Source organism: Verrucomicrobium spinosum DSM 4136 = JCM 18804 (genome assembly GCF_000172155.1).
Lineage (GTDB): Bacteria > Verrucomicrobiota > Verrucomicrobiia > Verrucomicrobiales > Verrucomicrobiaceae > Verrucomicrobium > Verrucomicrobium spinosum.
Window position 1 is genome coordinate 1,864,220 of record NZ_ABIZ01000001.1, and the last position, 15,498, is coordinate 1,879,717.

Below are 15,498 nucleotides of genomic sequence, written 5' to 3' on the forward strand. Positions count from 1 at the left end.
TCATGTTGCCCCTTTCTTACGCCGTTCGAAACCTGTTCCGGGTGCCCGCCCGGCTCCTCCAGATTGTCCTGGGGGGCGGACTGGTGATCCTGCTGCTCATGCTGGCCGCCGCCTTGTCGGAGGGCATGGACGGCGTGTTGCGCTCTTCAGGATCGGAGAAAAACATCATCGTCCTCGGCACCGGCAGTGAGGAGAGTGTGGAGCGGAGTGAGATCAATGCCTCCGTCCCCTCGGAGCTGGAGGCCGCTGTGAGCGGACTGGAAGAAGTGCTGGGGCGGGCAGCGGTCTCGCCGGAGATCCACTACAACGGGCTGCTCACCTTGGGCGGCGGCGCTGGGGACTCGAGGCAGGCATTGTTTCGTGGCGTGACCCCCGCAGCCCTGCTGGTGCATCCGGAGGTCCGTCTCGTGGAGGGCACCTTTCCTCGGGCCGGAGAGGTCATGGTGGGGCAGTTGGCCGCGCATCGTCTCGGGGTGGGGGAGGCTGCTCTCAAACCGGGCACCCTGGTGAAGGTGGGCAGCACCAGCCTGCGCATCTCCGGCATCTTCCAGGCTCCCGGTACCGTCATGGAGGCTGAGCTCTGGGCGGATCTGAACGATCTCAGGGCCATCGGTCAGCGCGACACCATCTCCTGCGTGGTGGTGCGGCTGGACTCTGCCACCTTCGACGATGTGGAGGTGTTCACCCTTCAGCGGTTGGATCTCGAACTCGCCGCCATCCGGGAGAGCGACTACTATGCAAAGCTCGCTGCCTTCTACACCCCGCTGCGAATCATGACCTGGGTCACCGCCGGTCTCGTTGTAGCCGGGGCCGTCTTTGGCGGCATGAACACTCTCTACGCCGCCTTCGCCTCCCGCGTGCGGGAGATGGCTACCCTACAGGCCGTGGGTTATTCCCGGAAGGCGCTCGCCGTCAGCCTGCTGCAGGAGTCCCTGCTCGCCTCCCTGCTGGGTTCGCTGTTCGCCGCCGTCATCGCCCTGGCCTTTGCGGATGGGCTCTCCTTTCCCTTTTCCATCGGGACCTTCCTGCTGCGCATCACCCCGGGCATCCTCGGGCTCGGCGTGCTCGGCGGCCTGGCTCTTGCCATCATCGGCACGTTGCCGCCGGCCTGGACGTGTTTGCGTCCTGAGTTGCCCGCTGCGCTTCGGTCGGCGTGAAGTGAAATTTAAAATGCCAAACTTCAAAACGAACTCATCACTCGCTACACCCAACTCTTAACTCTTAACTCTTAACTCTTAACTCTTAACCCATAACTCATAACTCATAACTCCATCGATCATGAAAAAGACATCGTTCCTCTCCTTGTTCGTCCTCACCGCTCTTTCCTTCACGCTGCCTCAGGCCATGGCTGCCGATCTGCCTGAAGGCCTGCTCGTCACCACCGCTCCGTCAGGGGCCGTCACTGTCGCTGCGGCCCGCAAAGAGCCCGCCAAGGCCGGGGCCGAGATCGTGCTGCGTGGTCGCATCGGCGGGCGCATGACATCGCTGATCGACAAAGCGGCCATCGCCGTGCTGGCAGATGAAAAAGCCATCACCGCCTGCAACGACATGCCCGGCGACGCGTGCAAGACCCCCTGGGACTATTGCTGCGAAACTCCGGAGAAACTTAAAGCCAGCATCGCCACCATTCAGGTGCGGAGTGCGGATGGGAAGATTGTCAAAGCACCTCTCCGCGGCTTGGGCGGGCTGAAGGAGTTGAGCACCGTCGTGGTGAAAGGGACGGTGGATGCGGCTTCTGGAAAAGACGTGCTGATCGTGAACGTCACGCAGATCCAGGTGGAGAAGAAGTAAGGGGTGGGCTTGATGACGCTCAGATAGACTCACACGAAGGCACCAAGGGTTTCGGTCTGAGGCGCAGACGCAGAAACGGGCTGGGGGCTGAAAGCCCGGAGTAGTCCCAGCCTTGGGCAACACCCAAGGCTGGCGTGGGTTTTAGATGTTGAGGGCTGCAGGCCCGACGTCGTTCAGGAATGCTCGTCGTGGGCAGGCTTGATGAGGTCGGGCCTTCAGCCCTCAGAGTCAATGGGGCATCTATTCCTCGGGCGTTGCCCGAGGCTGGTATGAAGCCGGACCTTCGGCCCTTGTGATGGGGCATTCCTACTTTCAGCATGGTGGGTGCATCATCGCGGCTCCGAGGTTTACCAAGGCAGAACAGCAAGAAGATGCTTTCCCTGATGGCATTGGCATAAAAGCGGAACTCCAACCCTCTCCGCTCCCCTCAGCAGAATGACAGCTCCTCAAGCGGGGTTGGAGTTCCGCCTTTAGGCGGTCACGGAACAAAGGCCCATTGTGTTCGCATTCACTTGCCGTCCTCTCACTTCCCACTATCGGGCTCCGACCCATTCGGCCTACATTCCCATCACGACAGGTACTCATACAGGGTTGGAGTACCGACTTCAGTCGGCTCAGGATGCAAGCTACGCAGAAGAACTTTCTGCACCTGGCAGCCAGACCGCCGCAACTCCTTCGGAGTAAGAATCACATCCTCTCTATCCCAACGCAGACTCGCTCGAAGCTCGTCAACGTTGGGCTTGAAGCGACATCCTCGTCGAGGAAGACCTTCGGCGCAGCGGCGTAAGGAATGGAGTCTCACCAAATGCTCAGACCACCTCGGGGGACAAGCGCCGTACCGTCCCCTCATTCATCCCACCTTCGTGCCTTTGTGCCTTCGTGTGAGAATAACGAACTACCTCACGCCATCAACTCCTTGATCACGCCGGTGCTGTCTCCATGCCGCTCCGCGTCCACGCCCACACCATGAAGCAGTGTCAGCCACGCGTTGCACAATGGGGTGTCCTTTGACACCACCAGGTTTTCGCCCAGCTTGATCCCCGCGCCGCCGCCGGTGAGGAGGGTGGGGCAGTTGTCGAGGTAGTGCTCGGACCTGAGATTGCTGCCGTACGCGAGGGCCACGTGATCAAACAGACGGCTGCCATCGGTTTCCTTGGTGGCCTTAAGCTTGTCGATCAATCCCGCCAGAAGCTGGCTCTGGGCCACATCGCGTCGTTGTGAGGCATCGAGCTTCTCGCCCATGGTGGAGTGATAGTGGCTCATGTCGTGCGGGGCCACCTTGATGTCCATACTGGTCAGCAGCGTGCTCACGGGCTGGCGATACGTGAGCACGCGCGTGCTGTCGGTTTGCATGGCCGCGACGATGATGTCGTACATGATCTCGATCTCCTTCTTCCCGGCAAGGCCGGGGGCGGGTTCTGCCATGTCCGTCTTCGGGCGGGGGACGCCAATCCACTGCTCGTCTTTGCTGAGGCGGATTTCGATATCGCGGATGCCCTGATAGTATTCTTCGAGTTTTTCGCCGTCATTGCGGCTCAGGCCGCGTCTCAGATCGCGGGCGTTCTCCATCACCGTGTCCAGCACGCTGCGACGCTGCGCCAGCATGGCCTTCTGCTGCTCGATGGGCGTGGCGTCGTTCGAAAAGAGGCGATGGTAGGCGGCAAGGGGGCCATTGTGCCCAGCCACGGGTTTCCCGCTTTGGTCCCACGCCATGGAGAGGCCGGGGCCATGCCCGGAGGATTCGGCATTCTCCGCCCCGTTGAGCTGGAGCGAGGCAAAACGCGTGTGCAGACCGAACTGTGCTGCGGCCACCTGATCAGCCGAGATGCTGTTGTGAAAGCTCTGCCCCGGTTGCGCATAGCGATTGGCCCCGGTGAGCCACATGGTGCTGCCGGCGTGGCCCATGTTGGAGAACTTGTTCCACAGCCCCTGCACCACCGTGAAGTCCGCCCTGTGCCGCTCCAGCGGCTTCAGGCCCGCGGGCATCACGTAGTCTTTGCCAGGTTGATTGATGTCCGGATACCACGACTCCTGGGTGATGCCCCAGCCAAAGCCCAGGAACACCAGGCGCTTGGGCGGAGTGGCCGGTGTTGCTGCCGCAGCGGACGCGAAGCGGCGAATACCGAGCGACTCCAAGGCGGGCAGGGCGATGAGAGCGGTGCTGGAACGGAGGAAGTGACGCCGGTTGAGCGGTTGTTTCATAAAGCGGGCGATTGAAAAGGAGTTACTTGGTGTGGAAGGCCTTGCTGAGCACGAGGGCGTGGATGAACTCGCGGGCAGCGAGATTCTTGCCCCGGGCCTGGGTGATCATGGCGTTCACCAGGGGCTCGTCACTGAAGCCGCAGGGGCGACCGAGGGCGTACTCGATGAGCGCACTGCTGTAGCCGCGGGCAAAGTCATCCGCCCGTGTCGCGATGATGTCGCGCAGCTCTTGGTAGTCTTTGAAAGCGGGCCCGTTGTGCAGTTTCGCCGCTGGATCGATGGTCCAGGTCTTCCTGGTCTTGGGGTCGGGACGGCCATTGGCACCCGTCACCATGTAGCTGTCTTCCGTGCGCCAGAGACCGGCGGCGTCGAAGTTTTCCAGACCGAAGCCGATGGGGTCGATCTTGCGATGGCAACTGGCGCACTGGGCATCTTCCTGGTGGGCCAGCATGCGTTCTCGAGTGGTCAGGACTTTGCCTGCCAGTCGCGTCAGAGCAGGCACGTTCGCGGGTGCCGGAGGCGGTGGATCATTGAGCAGCTTCCGCAGCACCCAGGCCCCGCGTTCCACCGGGCTGGTGTGCTCGCCGTTGCCGCCCATCAGGTGCACGGCAGCCATGCCCAGCAGACCGCCACGCGGAGAGCCTGCGGGCAGGGGCACCTTGCGAAACGCATCGCCATGCACGCCCTCGATGCCGTAGTAGTTGGCGAGGAACCCGTTGATCACCACGTAGTCCGACTTCAAGAGATCCCGCAGGCTGGAGCCCTGGCGGAGGATCTGGGAGATGGTTTCATAAACCTCGTCCCGGGCGGCGAGCTTCATGCCGTTGGTAAACCTCGGGTGCAGCACCTGGTTCACCTGGAAGAAGTCCAGCCGGTCCATGCCCAGCCATTGATAGACGAAGGCATGGACGAACTCCGCCGAGCGGGGGTCATTCAGCAGGCGGTTGGTCTGCGCCGCCAGCACCTCGGGGCGGGCAAGTTCACCCTTGGCAGCCAAGGTGCGCAGTTCCACATCAGGAGGAGCGCTCCAGAGGAAGTACGAGAGCCTCGTGGCCAGCTCCACGCCTGTGAGCGGGCGGCGGATCTCATCCGTGGCGGGCTCTGCCAGATAGAGGAAGCCGGGCGAGGAAAGCACCACGGCCAGGGTCTCCTTGAGAGCAACACCGGGTTTGTCACCGGAGCTGCGACGCATTTCATAGTACTTCACCAGTCCATCCAGATAGCTCGGCGGCACGGTCTTGCCGCGGAAGGCCATCGCGGCAAACCGGGACAGGCCGGTACGCAACGTTTCACGATCAGGTGCAGGAGCCTTGTCATCCAGCGGCAGATCCAGTGCGGCGAGGGCGGGCGGCGGGGTGGCGGGGGAGGGCATCCTCTCGATCTCCATCCAGTCCACCCACAACGCCATCTCCGGCCCCAGGCCATTTCGTTTTCTCGCCTCCTGGATGATGGTGGACATGCGTTCGTTGGTGTCTGCCGTGCCCCGCTCGCGAATGAAGAGCATGCGATCCGCGCGGTCGGTGTGCTTCCGCGTCATGGTCAGCGGGATCTCGATCACCTGGGGATTCTCCATGGTGCCGGTCACCTCATGTGTGCTCAGCGGCAGGCCGTTGTTGTTCGGGTTGATGCCGAATTCGAGGAAACGACGGTCCGGGGTGGCGTGTTCATTGCCCGCGATGCGGATGCGTACGGTGTAGTCCCCCGCAGGCCAGTTGAACGGCACCAGCATGGTGATCCAGCCGATCTGCAGCAGAGAGGGATGGGTGGTCTGGATGGAAAGATAGGCTCCCTTGTCGATGGCCGGATAGGTCAAGTAGTGCTGGTGGTAAGGCAGGTAGTAGGGGTTCAGTGCGGCATTGGCCTTGTCCGAGTTGTTCTCCTTGGTGACGAAGCCAAACGACTCAGGCGAAGGTGCACCGGGAATCTCTGCCCAACTGCGCCGGAAGATGGCGTCGTTCTTGGAGGCCTTCCGGATTTTCGCCACGATCCCTGCGTTCTCCGGCTTGGCCGCCGCTTCCTCCACGCCCTTCACCCAGCGCTGGGCGCGTTCTCGGGCATCGATCTCGCCCGCATTGAACTTTTCAACGATCGGCGTGAAGACCTCGGCTTCATAGCGGAACTTCTTTTCCACTGCGGCGTTGGCCAGCCGGTCAAAGGCCTCATCCAGGGCGTCCCGACCCAGCGAAAGGTATTGCTCAAACTGGTTGCCTGACATGAAGAGGTTCGAGCCCACGGTGTCGAAGCCGCCCGTGCCGGTGTCGGCGGGCAGTTCGCTCACGTTGATCTCCACCCCCAGCAGTTCGCGCAGTGTGTTCTGATACTCGCGCCGGTTCAGCCGGCGCATGGTGATCTCGCCCTGCTGGTCTGCCAGCGTACGCCGGGCGGCCACCATGACGTGCGCCAGGTCATCCAGGAAGTTGGCTTTGGCAGACTTCTCAGGTTGCTTCTCATCCTCCGGCGGCATGTCGCCCGAGTTCATCTGATCCAGCACCTGCTGCCAGCGTTCTGCAGCCTGGCCGTTGTTGACGGCGAAGGGGAGATCGTCCAGACGGATCCCGCCTTTCTTTTTGGTCTCGTTGTGGCAGCTCAAGCAGTTCTCCTTGAGCAAGGCACGATGCTGATCACCCATCACCGGCTGGGCCGGATCCGCCGCGGCGGCTGGCTGGAGCGGGAGGGTCGCGGAGATGCCTATGGTTAACAGCGCGAACCCTGCGCAGATTGAGGAAGCCTTGGGAGAGATCATTGAGGAAGGGGACAAAGGGATCACGGCAGCGGCGGGCGGTGGGTGAGCGTCACGCGGACGTCGTCCAGGAAGAGACCGCCGAACTCGATTGGCTGCGGTTTCTTGTAGTCCTTGGCATCCAGACGCCATTCATGCAGATGCAGCATGAGATACCTTGTGCCGGTGGGGACCAGAAGCTCCGCCCGCCCGGTGTGCCAGCCCTCATTGGTGGACTGGTAAACTGATTGACGTGAGGTGCTGGCCAGGATGTTGGCAGAGGGTTGGGGCCCGTCTCCTTCACTGGGGGCGGCTTCACTGCGGGGTTTAAGGAAAAACTCATGCCGCTGATCGGCAGTCGGCAGCGTGTTCAGCGCGTGGATGGTGATGCTGCTGTGCACGCGTCCCTGGTAGTCCTCTGCCAGCGCCCGGAAGCGGGCTTCCACGCTCACCCAGGCGTCGCCGCGGTCCACATCGCAGTCTGGGCGGCTGAGATCGATAATGCGGTAGATGTCGGCGATGTAACCGTCTCGTCCCGGTTTGCCCTCGTAGTCAGCGCGCACGAGGCGGAGCATCTTTTCGCCGCTGGCTGGCTTGACCCCGCGGTATGCTCCCACGATCTCTGCGTAGTCACCGCTCCAGTGGCCGGGTTCGATGGGCACACCGGTCACTTGAGGGGCCTCACCCGTTTCAAAACTGTCTCGCAGCAGGTTGACGGCCCGGCTGGCATAGGTCCCAGCATAGCCCCACACGAGGGAGGCGCTGAAGAGGCCGATGACGAGCCCGGCCGCGGCTGCCACGGCGGGGCGCCATTGCAGCCATGCGGAGCGGGGCGGTCTCACTTCGTGAAGGATGGGTTGAGCGAGGGGGCGGAGCTCACCAAGCGAGCACTCATTGTCCTGGTAGAGGAACCAGAGCTGGCGGGCTTCAGGGTGTTCTTTCAGCACCTGCGCGAGGCGGCCCTTTTCCTCCGCTGTTGAGGTGCCGTTCAGCGCCGCATTGAAGAGCCGGTGCCATTCGTCCGGAACGGGGTAGTTCATGAGGTGGTTTCCGTGATCCGCCGCTGCACGCACTCGGCCAGGGAGCGGCGGATGAAGTTGAGTTTGTTGTAGATGGTCTGGACGGCGCGTCCCTCCTGCTGTGCCAGCGTCGCGGCGTCGATGCCGCGGGTGTAGATGGCGTCCACCAGGTCCCGGCTGGCGGAGGGCAGCTTCTCCATGCAGGCCTCCAGCGCCTCCATGCGGGGGCTCCACTGCTGCACGTGTTGCATGCGTTCGGCAGCCAGGGTCTGCATGAGGTCATCATCGAACTCCACCCGGGAGCGACCTGTCACCCGCTGGAAGTTGCGCACCTCGTAAAACGCCACGGTGGTGGCCCAGGCGACAAAGTCCGTCCCGGCCTCGAAGGTGGCAAACCTCCGCCACATCACCACGCTGGCGCGCTGGAGCACATCCTCCGCATCATGCCGGTTGGCCACCAGCGCCATCACGTACCGGAGAAGGAGAGCGTGCGCACCATTGAGCAGCCGCACAAATTCCTCCTGCCGCTCCGGAAGGAGCGCGGCAGGCAGGTCGGAGGCGGATGAATCGTCCATGGGCACGGTGAGGGTATGTTCGCAAGCCGGGCTGATTTACCGATCCGGTTTCGCGATGGATCAAAATAAGCGGCCAGGGCGGGGAATCTTCCCGGTGACACGGGCTTCCAGCCCGTACGTGTTACCGGCGTCCCGCCGGTTCAGGGGGCATCAGACGAGGGAAGGGGAAGAGATTCCCAAAGTGTCTGGAGACTCCCTCCACGAATCCGATCCGGCGTCCCTCCGGGACGCGAGGCGGGTGGGGCGGTCAATCCGGTGGTTGGCACCACCGGCTACTGTCCAGCGTCCCTCCGGGACGAGTGAGCATTCCACCCCCCCCCAACTTCCAATCACGCCGAGGCTCAGTGTTGGAGTTCCGCGTTTACGCGGTCACGCCACAAGTTTCCCAGCACGTCGCCGTGTCTCCAACGGTACCAAGAAACGAAGTGCAGCCATAGCCCTCCCGACGCTTCCTGTCACGGAACACCCCATCCGCGCCTACGGTCACCCCCGGCGGTTGTGCAAGCACAAACCGCCGCTCCTTGGACAAGAGTCGCCCCGCAGCGTGCCCCGCTCCCTCACTACCGGAACCCCAGCCACCCACACCCCCTGCGTCCCGGAGGGGCGCCGGATCTTCGCGGTCCGATCTGCCCGTTGCCCCCCTCCATTCCGCCACGACTTCCCCCACACTCCACCTCCCGGTTTGCACTTCCCGGCATCCCGCGCAAAGTGCAGGCCGAACTCAGTGATGATGGATCTCGCATTATTCAGGCTTCCAGACGGAAAGGCATGGATCGGGGAGGGGCCGTTTGCGGAAGCAGCGGAGCCGCCGCCCGGTGATGCCTTCTATGTGAACGACTTCGCACTTTCCAGCCCGACCCCTTGGAAGATTCCCTCCCGCCTCACCGAGGTGCCCGCCGGAGCGTTGCCGGAGCACTTTTCTGTGACCAAAATCCAGCCCCGAATCGTGTGGCAAAAGCCCGCCACAGAGTGGTTCAAGATGGCATTCCGCCGCATCCGCAAGGACGTGCTCTCCCACAAGCTGCGCAAGATGGTGCCCGTGCTCACGGAGTCCGGTACCGTGATGGGGCAGAGTGGTCAAGCAGACCTCACCCCCCTGCTCAATCGCGTGATGGATGCCCCCCTGGGCCTGTGGGGATACGCCCGGATCGAAGGCAAAAAGGGCTTTCTCGGAGCCACCCCTGAACTCCTCCTGCGCAAGGAGGGCTCCCGCCTGGAAACCATGGCCCTGGCGGGTACCGCCAAGCCCAATGGCCGCGAGAGTTTTGTCACCGACGCCAAGGAGATCGAGGAGCACGAACTCGTGGCCGGTTTCCTCCAGGACGCCCTGGCCCCCCTGGGCAAGGTGCAAAGAGGGCCGCGCCAGACCAGCGAGGCTGCCGGGCTCACCCACTTCCGCACCGAGGTGGCCGTGGAACTGGAGGGCAATCCCGATCTCAACAGCCTTGTTCGCCGCCTGCATCCCACGCCTGCCGTGGGCTGCCTGCCGCGGGATGCCGCGAGCCTGGAAAAGCTCAGCGAGTACCGTCGCCAGCTTCAGGCCCCGGAATTCTTCGGCGCGCCTTTTGGCCTCAAGATTGGCAACACCTTCCATGCCGTGGTCTCCATTCGCGGCATTGGCTGGGATGGCGACAAAGTCATGCTCTCCAGCGGCTGTGGCATTGTGGGCGGCAGCGCCTTTGATCACGAATGGCGGGAACTGCGCCTGAAGCGCGAGTCCGTGGCCCGTCTCCTGGGGCTGTAGGCCCGTCGTTTCCTCCCATCTCCACCCACCTGCATGGCTGATCCCGCCACCTCTGGCTCTGGCAACGCGAACGCCCGCGTGGTCGCTCAGTTGCTGGCGGAACTGGATGCGCTGGGCGTGGCGGAGTACTGCGTGGCCGCCGGGGCGCGCAATGCGCCGTTGCTTGCAGTCATTCTGGATCGCGCTGAAGCGCACAACCTCACGGTGCGCCACTTCTTTGAGGAACGTTGCGCCTCCTTCTTCGCGCTCGGCCGCGCCATGGAGACCCGCAAGCCCGTGGCCGTCATCACCACCAGCGGCACTGCGGTGGCTGAGCTGTACCCCGCTGTGATGGAGGCCTGTTACCAGGGGGCACCCCTCGTGGTCGTGACCGCCGACCGCCCCTCGCGATACCGTGGCAGCGGCGCTCCCCAGGCCGTCGAGCAGGAGGGCATCTTTGCCAGGTACGTGGTGCGCACCGTGGAGCTCGAAGATCGGGCCGATGGCAGCTTCGTGCAGGCGGAGTCCATCTCGGCCCGGCCGGGGCCGGTGCATTTCAATGTCTGCCTGGAGGAGGATCTGATCGCAGATCTCCCCGAGGCCAGCCCGGCGGCTCCGCCCTATGAAGCGCCCGAAGCGCTGGCAATTCTTGTGGCGCATGACTGGGACGCGTTCTGGGAGGCTCATGGCTCCCTCGCCGTGGTGGCGGCGGGCATTCATCCAGATGACGTCCCGGCGGCAGTGGAATTCCTCGCCGCACTCCAGGCTCCGATCGTCGCGGAAGCCACGTCCAACCTCCTCGGCGAATCCCGCCTGACACCCTGCCTGCAGCCCGCCAGCGAGCGGGTGCTGAAGCAGCTCAATCCGCAGCGTGTCCTCCGGCTCGGTGCCGTTCCCTCCTGGCGCTGGTGGCGGGACCTGGAGGACCGGCCTGAAGTGCGCGTGCTCAACGTCAGTCGAGCCCCCTTCCGCGGCCTGGCCCGGACGGAGCATGTCTCGCTGGTGCCGTGGGAGACGCTCGCTCTCCCCATCCCGGCCCCGCCTGAAAACACGATCCATCAGCCTGCTGTCCCAGCGATCGATAGTTTCCTTGAATCCCTCCCGCTCTCAGAGCCCGCCTGGATGCGGCACCTCGCCAATCAGGTCTCACCGGGGGCCACCGTATTCCTGGGCAACAGCCTGCCCATCCGTGAGTGGAACCTGGCCGTGCCCACGCTTCCTGCCGGATGCCGCGCCTGGGCGAATCGAGGAGCCAACGGCATCGATGGCCTTGTGTCCACCTGGCTGGGCGTCGCCGCAGAGGCGGCAGAGTCCTGGCTTATCATCGGTGACCTCAGCACCCTCTACGACCTCAGCGCCCCCTGGATTCTCGCCCAGCTTCCACCCGCGAAGCGCCGCCTCGTCATCATCAACAACGGAGGCGGCAAGATCTTCTCCCGCGTGGCCTGGCTGAAGAACGCTGGCCCCGAGGCCCGTAAGGTGATGGAAAACTCCCACTCCCTCACCTTCGCCCCCTGGGCCCAGATGTGGGGCATGGGCTACAAGCTAATCACCCGTCTCGAAGACCTGACAGCTGCACAAAACACGGCGGATCCGTCAGCGTGTACGGTGTGGGAAGTGCGTCCTGATGCGGAGCAGACGGCGGAGTTTTGGAAACAATTATGAATGATAAATTAGAAATTAGAAATGGGATGCCGCCGGACTGAAAGCTCTTCAGAGAGATGCTCCATTCCTAATTCCTAATTTCTAATTTCTAATTTCTAATTTCTAATTTATCATTTCTTCGCTCCGCTCCCATTCCCGTTGCCATTTGTCGCGAGAATGATCCCCAGCAGCGCCTGTTGCGTCAGCACGCCCACGGCTTCGCCTTGATCATTCACCACGGCTGCGATGGGTTCGCCACGTTTGCGCAGGGCTTGCAGGCAGCGCAGGGCGGACTCTGAGGTCTTCATCTGGGAAAGGGGGCGCATGAACTGGCGCACCATCTTGTCGGGCTGGATGCGGGAGGGCAGGGCGGCGACATCCAGCCAGCCGAGCAGGGCCCCGTTGGTCCCCATCACGGGACGCCAGGAGTGGTTCTGCTCCCGGCACAGCACCAGCGCGCTGGTGACGGCCATCTCGGGAAAGAGGGCGGTCACTTGCTTGAGGGGCATCATGGCATCCTGGGCGCACACCTCCTGCAGGCGGCCCGCTTTGTGCAGCATGCTCCCCACCAAGGGACGCAGCACACAGAGGGATTCCACCGTTTTGGCCAGGGAGGCCATGCTGCGCTGGTCACCCTCTTCAGGCACGTCATTGAGCACGCGGGACTGGAAGAGATTACCGAGTGAGAGCCATGGCCGGGCGATGGTCAGCAGCAGCTTCAGAGGCTTCGTCAGCAGTCGCAGCACGCCCAGTGGATAGCGGTAAAAAAGCTGCTTGGGCAGGAGTTCCAGCAGCACGAGGAAGAGCGGCGTCAGCACCACCACGGCCGCCAGCCAGCCCCAGCCGTCCAGGTGGCGCACCAGCTCTCTCACGCTCAAAAGGTAGGCCAGCAGGGTGAAGCAGTGGTTCAGGGCGGTGACGGTGTGCAGAAGCTCCACGCGGTGCTCCAGCAGCACCAGCAGTCGGGCGGCAGACTTGTCCCCTGCCTCGGCAGAGTGACGTACGCGCACACGACTGATGGTGAGGAGGGCGCTCTCCACCCCGGAGAGGATGAAGGCCAGGACAATGCTGATGACGATGACGAACGCGATCATGATCCTTTCCCCCCGCCATCTTCTTCCGTTGTTTCCAATACCTGCAGTTCCAGCTGCAGGATGCGGGCACGTGAGGTGCGCTTCACCTTGATGACCACCTGCTCCAGCGTGAGCTGTTCGCCGGGCTTGGGCGGGTAGCCAAACCGGTTCATCACCAGGCCGGCCACCGTGTCCACACTTTCTGAAGGCGGGAGGGTGATGCCCAGCTCACGTTCCACTTCCTCCAGGCGGGTGTGGCCCTGCACCAGATAGCGGTCCGGGCCGATGGGCTGGATCCCGACGGTGTTGCCAGGGGCGGGTGCGGCTTTGGAAAGGAGCATTTCCACGAACTTCTCGCGGGTGAGCAGCCCCTCGAACCCGCCGTACTCGTCCACCACCACGGCGGCCGAGTCTTCCGCAGGCAGATGCTGACGCCAGGCTTCCACGAGCAGGATCGTCTTGGGTACGAAGGTGGGTTCCACCGTCAGTGTGCTCCAGTGGGGGCGGCCAGCCAGCTTCCAGCGCTGCACATCCACCAGGTAGGCGATGGCGTCCTGCTTCTCATCGTACACGGGGACGAAGCGCTGGCGACTGCTCTCCAGGGTGTTCAGGGCTTCCATCTCGCCCGCATCATGCGGCATGAGCAGCAGATCCACCCGTGGGGTCATGGCATCACGCACCGTCAGGCCGTCGAGATCGATCACCGCCCGCAGCAGCGCGGCTTCATCCGTTCCCAGTGCGCCCTGCTCCTCCCGCATGTCGATGAGGGTCTCCACCTCCTCCGGCAGGAGGTTATGGCGGGGCTTCACCTTCTTGGGGGCGAAGAACGTGGCCAGTCCCTCGCTAAACTGCCGCAGGTGCCGGGTGACGGGCCGGCAAAAACCGCGCACGGCCAGGAAGAGCGGCAGGGTACGCCGCAGGGTGCGGGTGGGGGAGCGCAAGGCCAGCGCATTGGGCAGGAATTCCACGACCACAAAGCCGGTGCCAAAGAGGCTTAGGCCGCTGACCCATGGGTTGCCACCCAGTCCGCGCAGGGGACCCAGGACCAGCCAGAGGCCGATGGTGGCCAGCACGAGATTGCAAAAGCTGCCGAGGAGCAGAACCTCCGGCAGGGCGGAGAGGGGGTCCTTGATCTCTGGCGCATGCTGGGCCCGGCCTCGCACGCCCGGCACACCTTCCGCAGGGGGGCCTTTCTTGCGCAGGACAAACAATGCCGTCTCCAGCGCCGAAAAACTGGCTGCCACATAGAGCAGCACCACGAAGGCGAGGGATAGTATGACAGGCACCAGCAGACTCATCGCAATGCAGGGACGTCCTCAAATGAAGGCCATCCCGGGAGAGACATCAGATGCCGGATGTGGGCCAAGGCGGTGGCAAAAATGCGGTGCCACCGCCTTGGCGCGAAATCCGGCGTCAGCTGTCGAGGGTGTGAATGAAGAGGCCCGAGCGGAGTTTGGGCTCGAACCAGGTGCTCTTGGGCGGCATGATCTGGCCGGCGTCGGCGATGTCCATGAGCTGCGAGACCGTCGTGGGGTACATGCTGAAGGCCACGGCATGGGAGCCGCTGTCCACCAGCTTTTCCAGCTCCGCCGTGCCGCGGATGCCGCCGATGAAATCGATCCGGTCGCTCGTGCGAGGATCGTCGATGCCCAGCACCGGGGCCAGCACCCGCTGCTGCAGGATGCTCACATCCAGGGCGTCTTCCGGCGTTGCGTCCGGGGTGGGCTCCCAGTTCAGCGCGTGCCACACGCCGCCGAGGTACATGCAGGCCTCGCCCGCCTTCTCTGGCGTTTTTTTGCCATTGGGGTCCATGGAGAAGATGGAGCCGATCTTTTCCAGGAACTCCTGCAGGCTGTGGCCGTTGAGGTTCTTCACCGCCCGGTTGTAGGGGAGGATCTTCAGCTCGCTGGCGGGGAAGAGAACATTGAGGAACCAGTTGTAGTTCTCCTCGCCCGTGTGATGGGGATTTTTCTCCCGGCGCTCCTTGCCCACGCGGGCGGCGCTGGCACTGCGGTGGTGACCATCCGCCACGTAGGCGAGGGGGATCTCCTCGGCGAAGTACTTGCTGATCGCGTCGCAGGTTTCTGCGGGCAGGCGCCATACTTGGTGACGGATGCCATCGGGTGCCACGAAGTCGTTGATCGGGGCGTCTTCGGTCTCGTGTTTCTTGGTCAGGCCCAGCACGCCTGCATGGTCACGGTAGGTCAGGAAAATGGGGCCGGTGTTGGCGCTCAGCTCGTCCACCAGGCGGGTGCGGTCGTCCTCCTTCACCTTCCGCGTTTTCTCGTGCTTGCGGATGATGTCGTTCTCGTAGTCCTCGATATTGCACACTCCCACCAGGCCAGTCTGGGCGTGCTCACCCATCACCTGACGGTACAGGTACATGCAGGGGGCGGCTTCACGGACGAGCACGCCGTCGGACTGCAGCTTTTTGAAGTTCTCGACCGCCTTGGCGTACACGGCGTCGTCGTAGTCGCCCACGCTGTCCGGCAGGTCGATCTCCGCACGGTCCACGTGAATCAGGTTGATCGGGTTGCCCTCACCCAGTGCCTTGGACTCGGCACGATTGACGACGTCATAGGGCACGGCCGCGACTTGAGGCGCGAGTTCGGGAGTGGGCACAAGGCCCTGGAAGGAGCGAAGCTGCATGGGGTGTGACGGAAAACGAATCGACTGAAAGGGAGTCTGTAGCGGTGCCAGACTCAATGTGCAAGCCGGGGGCGCTGACAATCCTGACCCCGGGATGCGCAGA

The 15,498-nt window shown here is 63.3% G+C and carries 11 protein-coding genes; 4 read left to right on the top strand and 7 right to left on the bottom strand.

Annotation, left to right across the window (positions count from 1 at the left end; genetic code table 11):
- Positions 1 to 2: 2 nt before the first annotated feature.
- On the top strand, positions 3 to 1,157 hold the full coding sequence (locus VSP_RS07255) for an ABC transporter permease (protein ID WP_009959714.1): 1,155 nt from the start codon (positions 3 to 5) through the stop codon (positions 1,155 to 1,157).
- Between the two features lie 121 nt (positions 1,158 to 1,278).
- Positions 1,279 to 1,791, top strand: a complete 513-nt coding sequence (locus tag VSP_RS39030) for a hypothetical protein (protein ID WP_009959715.1) — start codon at positions 1,279 to 1,281, stop codon at positions 1,789 to 1,791.
- A 900-nt stretch (positions 1,792 to 2,691) separates the two neighbouring features.
- On the opposite strand, the gene VSP_RS07275 is transcribed toward VSP_RS39030, so the two are convergent.
- From VSP_RS07275 to VSP_RS07290, 4 genes are read right to left on the bottom strand one after another with little or no spacing between them, the layout of a single operon-like run.
- Positions 2,692 to 3,993: a DUF1552 domain-containing protein gene (locus VSP_RS07275; RefSeq protein WP_009959719.1), complete on the bottom strand. Its 1,302-nt coding sequence runs from the start codon at positions 3,991 to 3,993 to the stop codon at positions 2,692 to 2,694.
- 22 nt (positions 3,994 to 4,015) lie between these two features.
- Positions 4,016 to 6,736: a DUF1592 domain-containing protein gene (locus tag VSP_RS07280; RefSeq protein ID WP_009959721.1), complete on the bottom strand. Its 2,721-nt coding sequence runs from the start codon at positions 6,734 to 6,736 to the stop codon at positions 4,016 to 4,018.
- 20 nt (positions 6,737 to 6,756) lie between these two features.
- A complete protein-coding gene (locus VSP_RS07285; protein WP_009959722.1) occupies positions 6,757 to 7,752 on the bottom strand; it encodes a hypothetical protein in 996 nt (331 codons plus the stop codon).
- Positions 7,749 to 8,306 carry a sigma-70 family RNA polymerase sigma factor gene (locus tag VSP_RS07290; RefSeq protein ID WP_009959723.1) on the bottom strand — a complete coding sequence of 186 codons (558 nt, stop codon included), beginning with the start codon at positions 8,304 to 8,306 and terminating at the stop codon, positions 7,749 to 7,751. Before VSP_RS07290 ends, VSP_RS07285 begins: the two co-directional genes overlap by 4 nt.
- 727 nt (positions 8,307 to 9,033) lie before the next feature.
- Here VSP_RS07290 and VSP_RS42020 point away from each other — a divergent pair.
- Both VSP_RS42020 and menD read left to right on the top strand, forming a co-directional pair.
- A complete protein-coding gene (locus VSP_RS42020) occupies positions 9,034 to 10,050 on the top strand; it encodes a chorismate-binding protein (protein WP_009959724.1) in 1,017 nt (338 codons plus the stop codon).
- Between the two features lie 33 nt (positions 10,051 to 10,083).
- Complete coding sequence (menD, locus tag VSP_RS07300; RefSeq protein ID WP_009959726.1) at positions 10,084 to 11,694, top strand: 2-succinyl-5-enolpyruvyl-6-hydroxy-3-cyclohexene-1-carboxylic-acid synthase; 1,611 nt, start codon at positions 10,084 to 10,086, stop codon at positions 11,692 to 11,694.
- A gap of 110 nt (positions 11,695 to 11,804) precedes the next feature.
- Here the strand turns inward: menD and VSP_RS07305 are convergent, their stop codons facing one another.
- The 3 genes from VSP_RS07305 to VSP_RS07315 form a co-directional block, all read right to left on the bottom strand.
- Complete coding sequence (locus tag VSP_RS07305; protein WP_009959727.1) at positions 11,805 to 12,767, bottom strand: CNNM domain-containing protein; 963 nt, start codon at positions 12,765 to 12,767, stop codon at positions 11,805 to 11,807.
- On the bottom strand, positions 12,764 to 14,044 hold the full coding sequence (locus VSP_RS07310) for a transporter associated domain-containing protein (protein ID WP_009959728.1): 1,281 nt from the start codon (positions 14,042 to 14,044) through the stop codon (positions 12,764 to 12,766). Before VSP_RS07310 ends, VSP_RS07305 begins: the two co-directional genes overlap by 4 nt.
- A 115-nt stretch (positions 14,045 to 14,159) precedes the next feature.
- A complete protein-coding gene (locus tag VSP_RS07315) occupies positions 14,160 to 15,395 on the bottom strand; it encodes a DUF1015 domain-containing protein (protein WP_009959729.1) in 1,236 nt (411 codons plus the stop codon).
- Positions 15,396 to 15,498 lie beyond the last annotated feature (103 nt).

Excerpts from the sequence above, each read along its gene's own strand:
- VSP_RS07255 (WP_009959714.1), top strand. The coding sequence starts at position 3 with ATGTTGCCCCTTTCTTACGCCGTTCGAAACCTGTTCCGGGTGCCCGCC.
- VSP_RS39030 (WP_009959715.1), top strand. The coding sequence starts at position 1,279 with ATGAAAAAGACATCGTTCCTCTCCTTGTTCGTCCTCACCGCTCTTTCC.
- VSP_RS07275 (WP_009959719.1), bottom strand. The coding sequence starts at position 3,993 with ATGAAACAACCGCTCAACCGGCGTCACTTCCTCCGTTCCAGCACCGCT.
- VSP_RS07280 (WP_009959721.1), bottom strand. The coding sequence starts at position 6,736 with ATGATCTCTCCCAAGGCTTCCTCAATCTGCGCAGGGTTCGCGCTGTTA.
- VSP_RS07285 (WP_009959722.1), bottom strand. The coding sequence starts at position 7,752 with ATGAACTACCCCGTTCCGGACGAATGGCACCGGCTCTTCAATGCGGCG.
- VSP_RS07290 (WP_009959723.1), bottom strand. The coding sequence starts at position 8,306 with ATGGACGATTCATCCGCCTCCGACCTGCCTGCCGCGCTCCTTCCGGAG.
- VSP_RS42020 (WP_009959724.1), top strand. The coding sequence starts at position 9,034 with ATGATGGATCTCGCATTATTCAGGCTTCCAGACGGAAAGGCATGGATC.
- menD (WP_009959726.1), top strand. The coding sequence starts at position 10,084 with ATGGCTGATCCCGCCACCTCTGGCTCTGGCAACGCGAACGCCCGCGTG.
- VSP_RS07305 (WP_009959727.1), bottom strand. The coding sequence starts at position 12,767 with ATGATCGCGTTCGTCATCGTCATCAGCATTGTCCTGGCCTTCATCCTC.
- VSP_RS07310 (WP_009959728.1), bottom strand. The coding sequence starts at position 14,044 with ATGAGTCTGCTGGTGCCTGTCATACTATCCCTCGCCTTCGTGGTGCTG.
- VSP_RS07315 (WP_009959729.1), bottom strand. The coding sequence starts at position 15,395 with ATGCAGCTTCGCTCCTTCCAGGGCCTTGTGCCCACTCCCGAACTCGCG.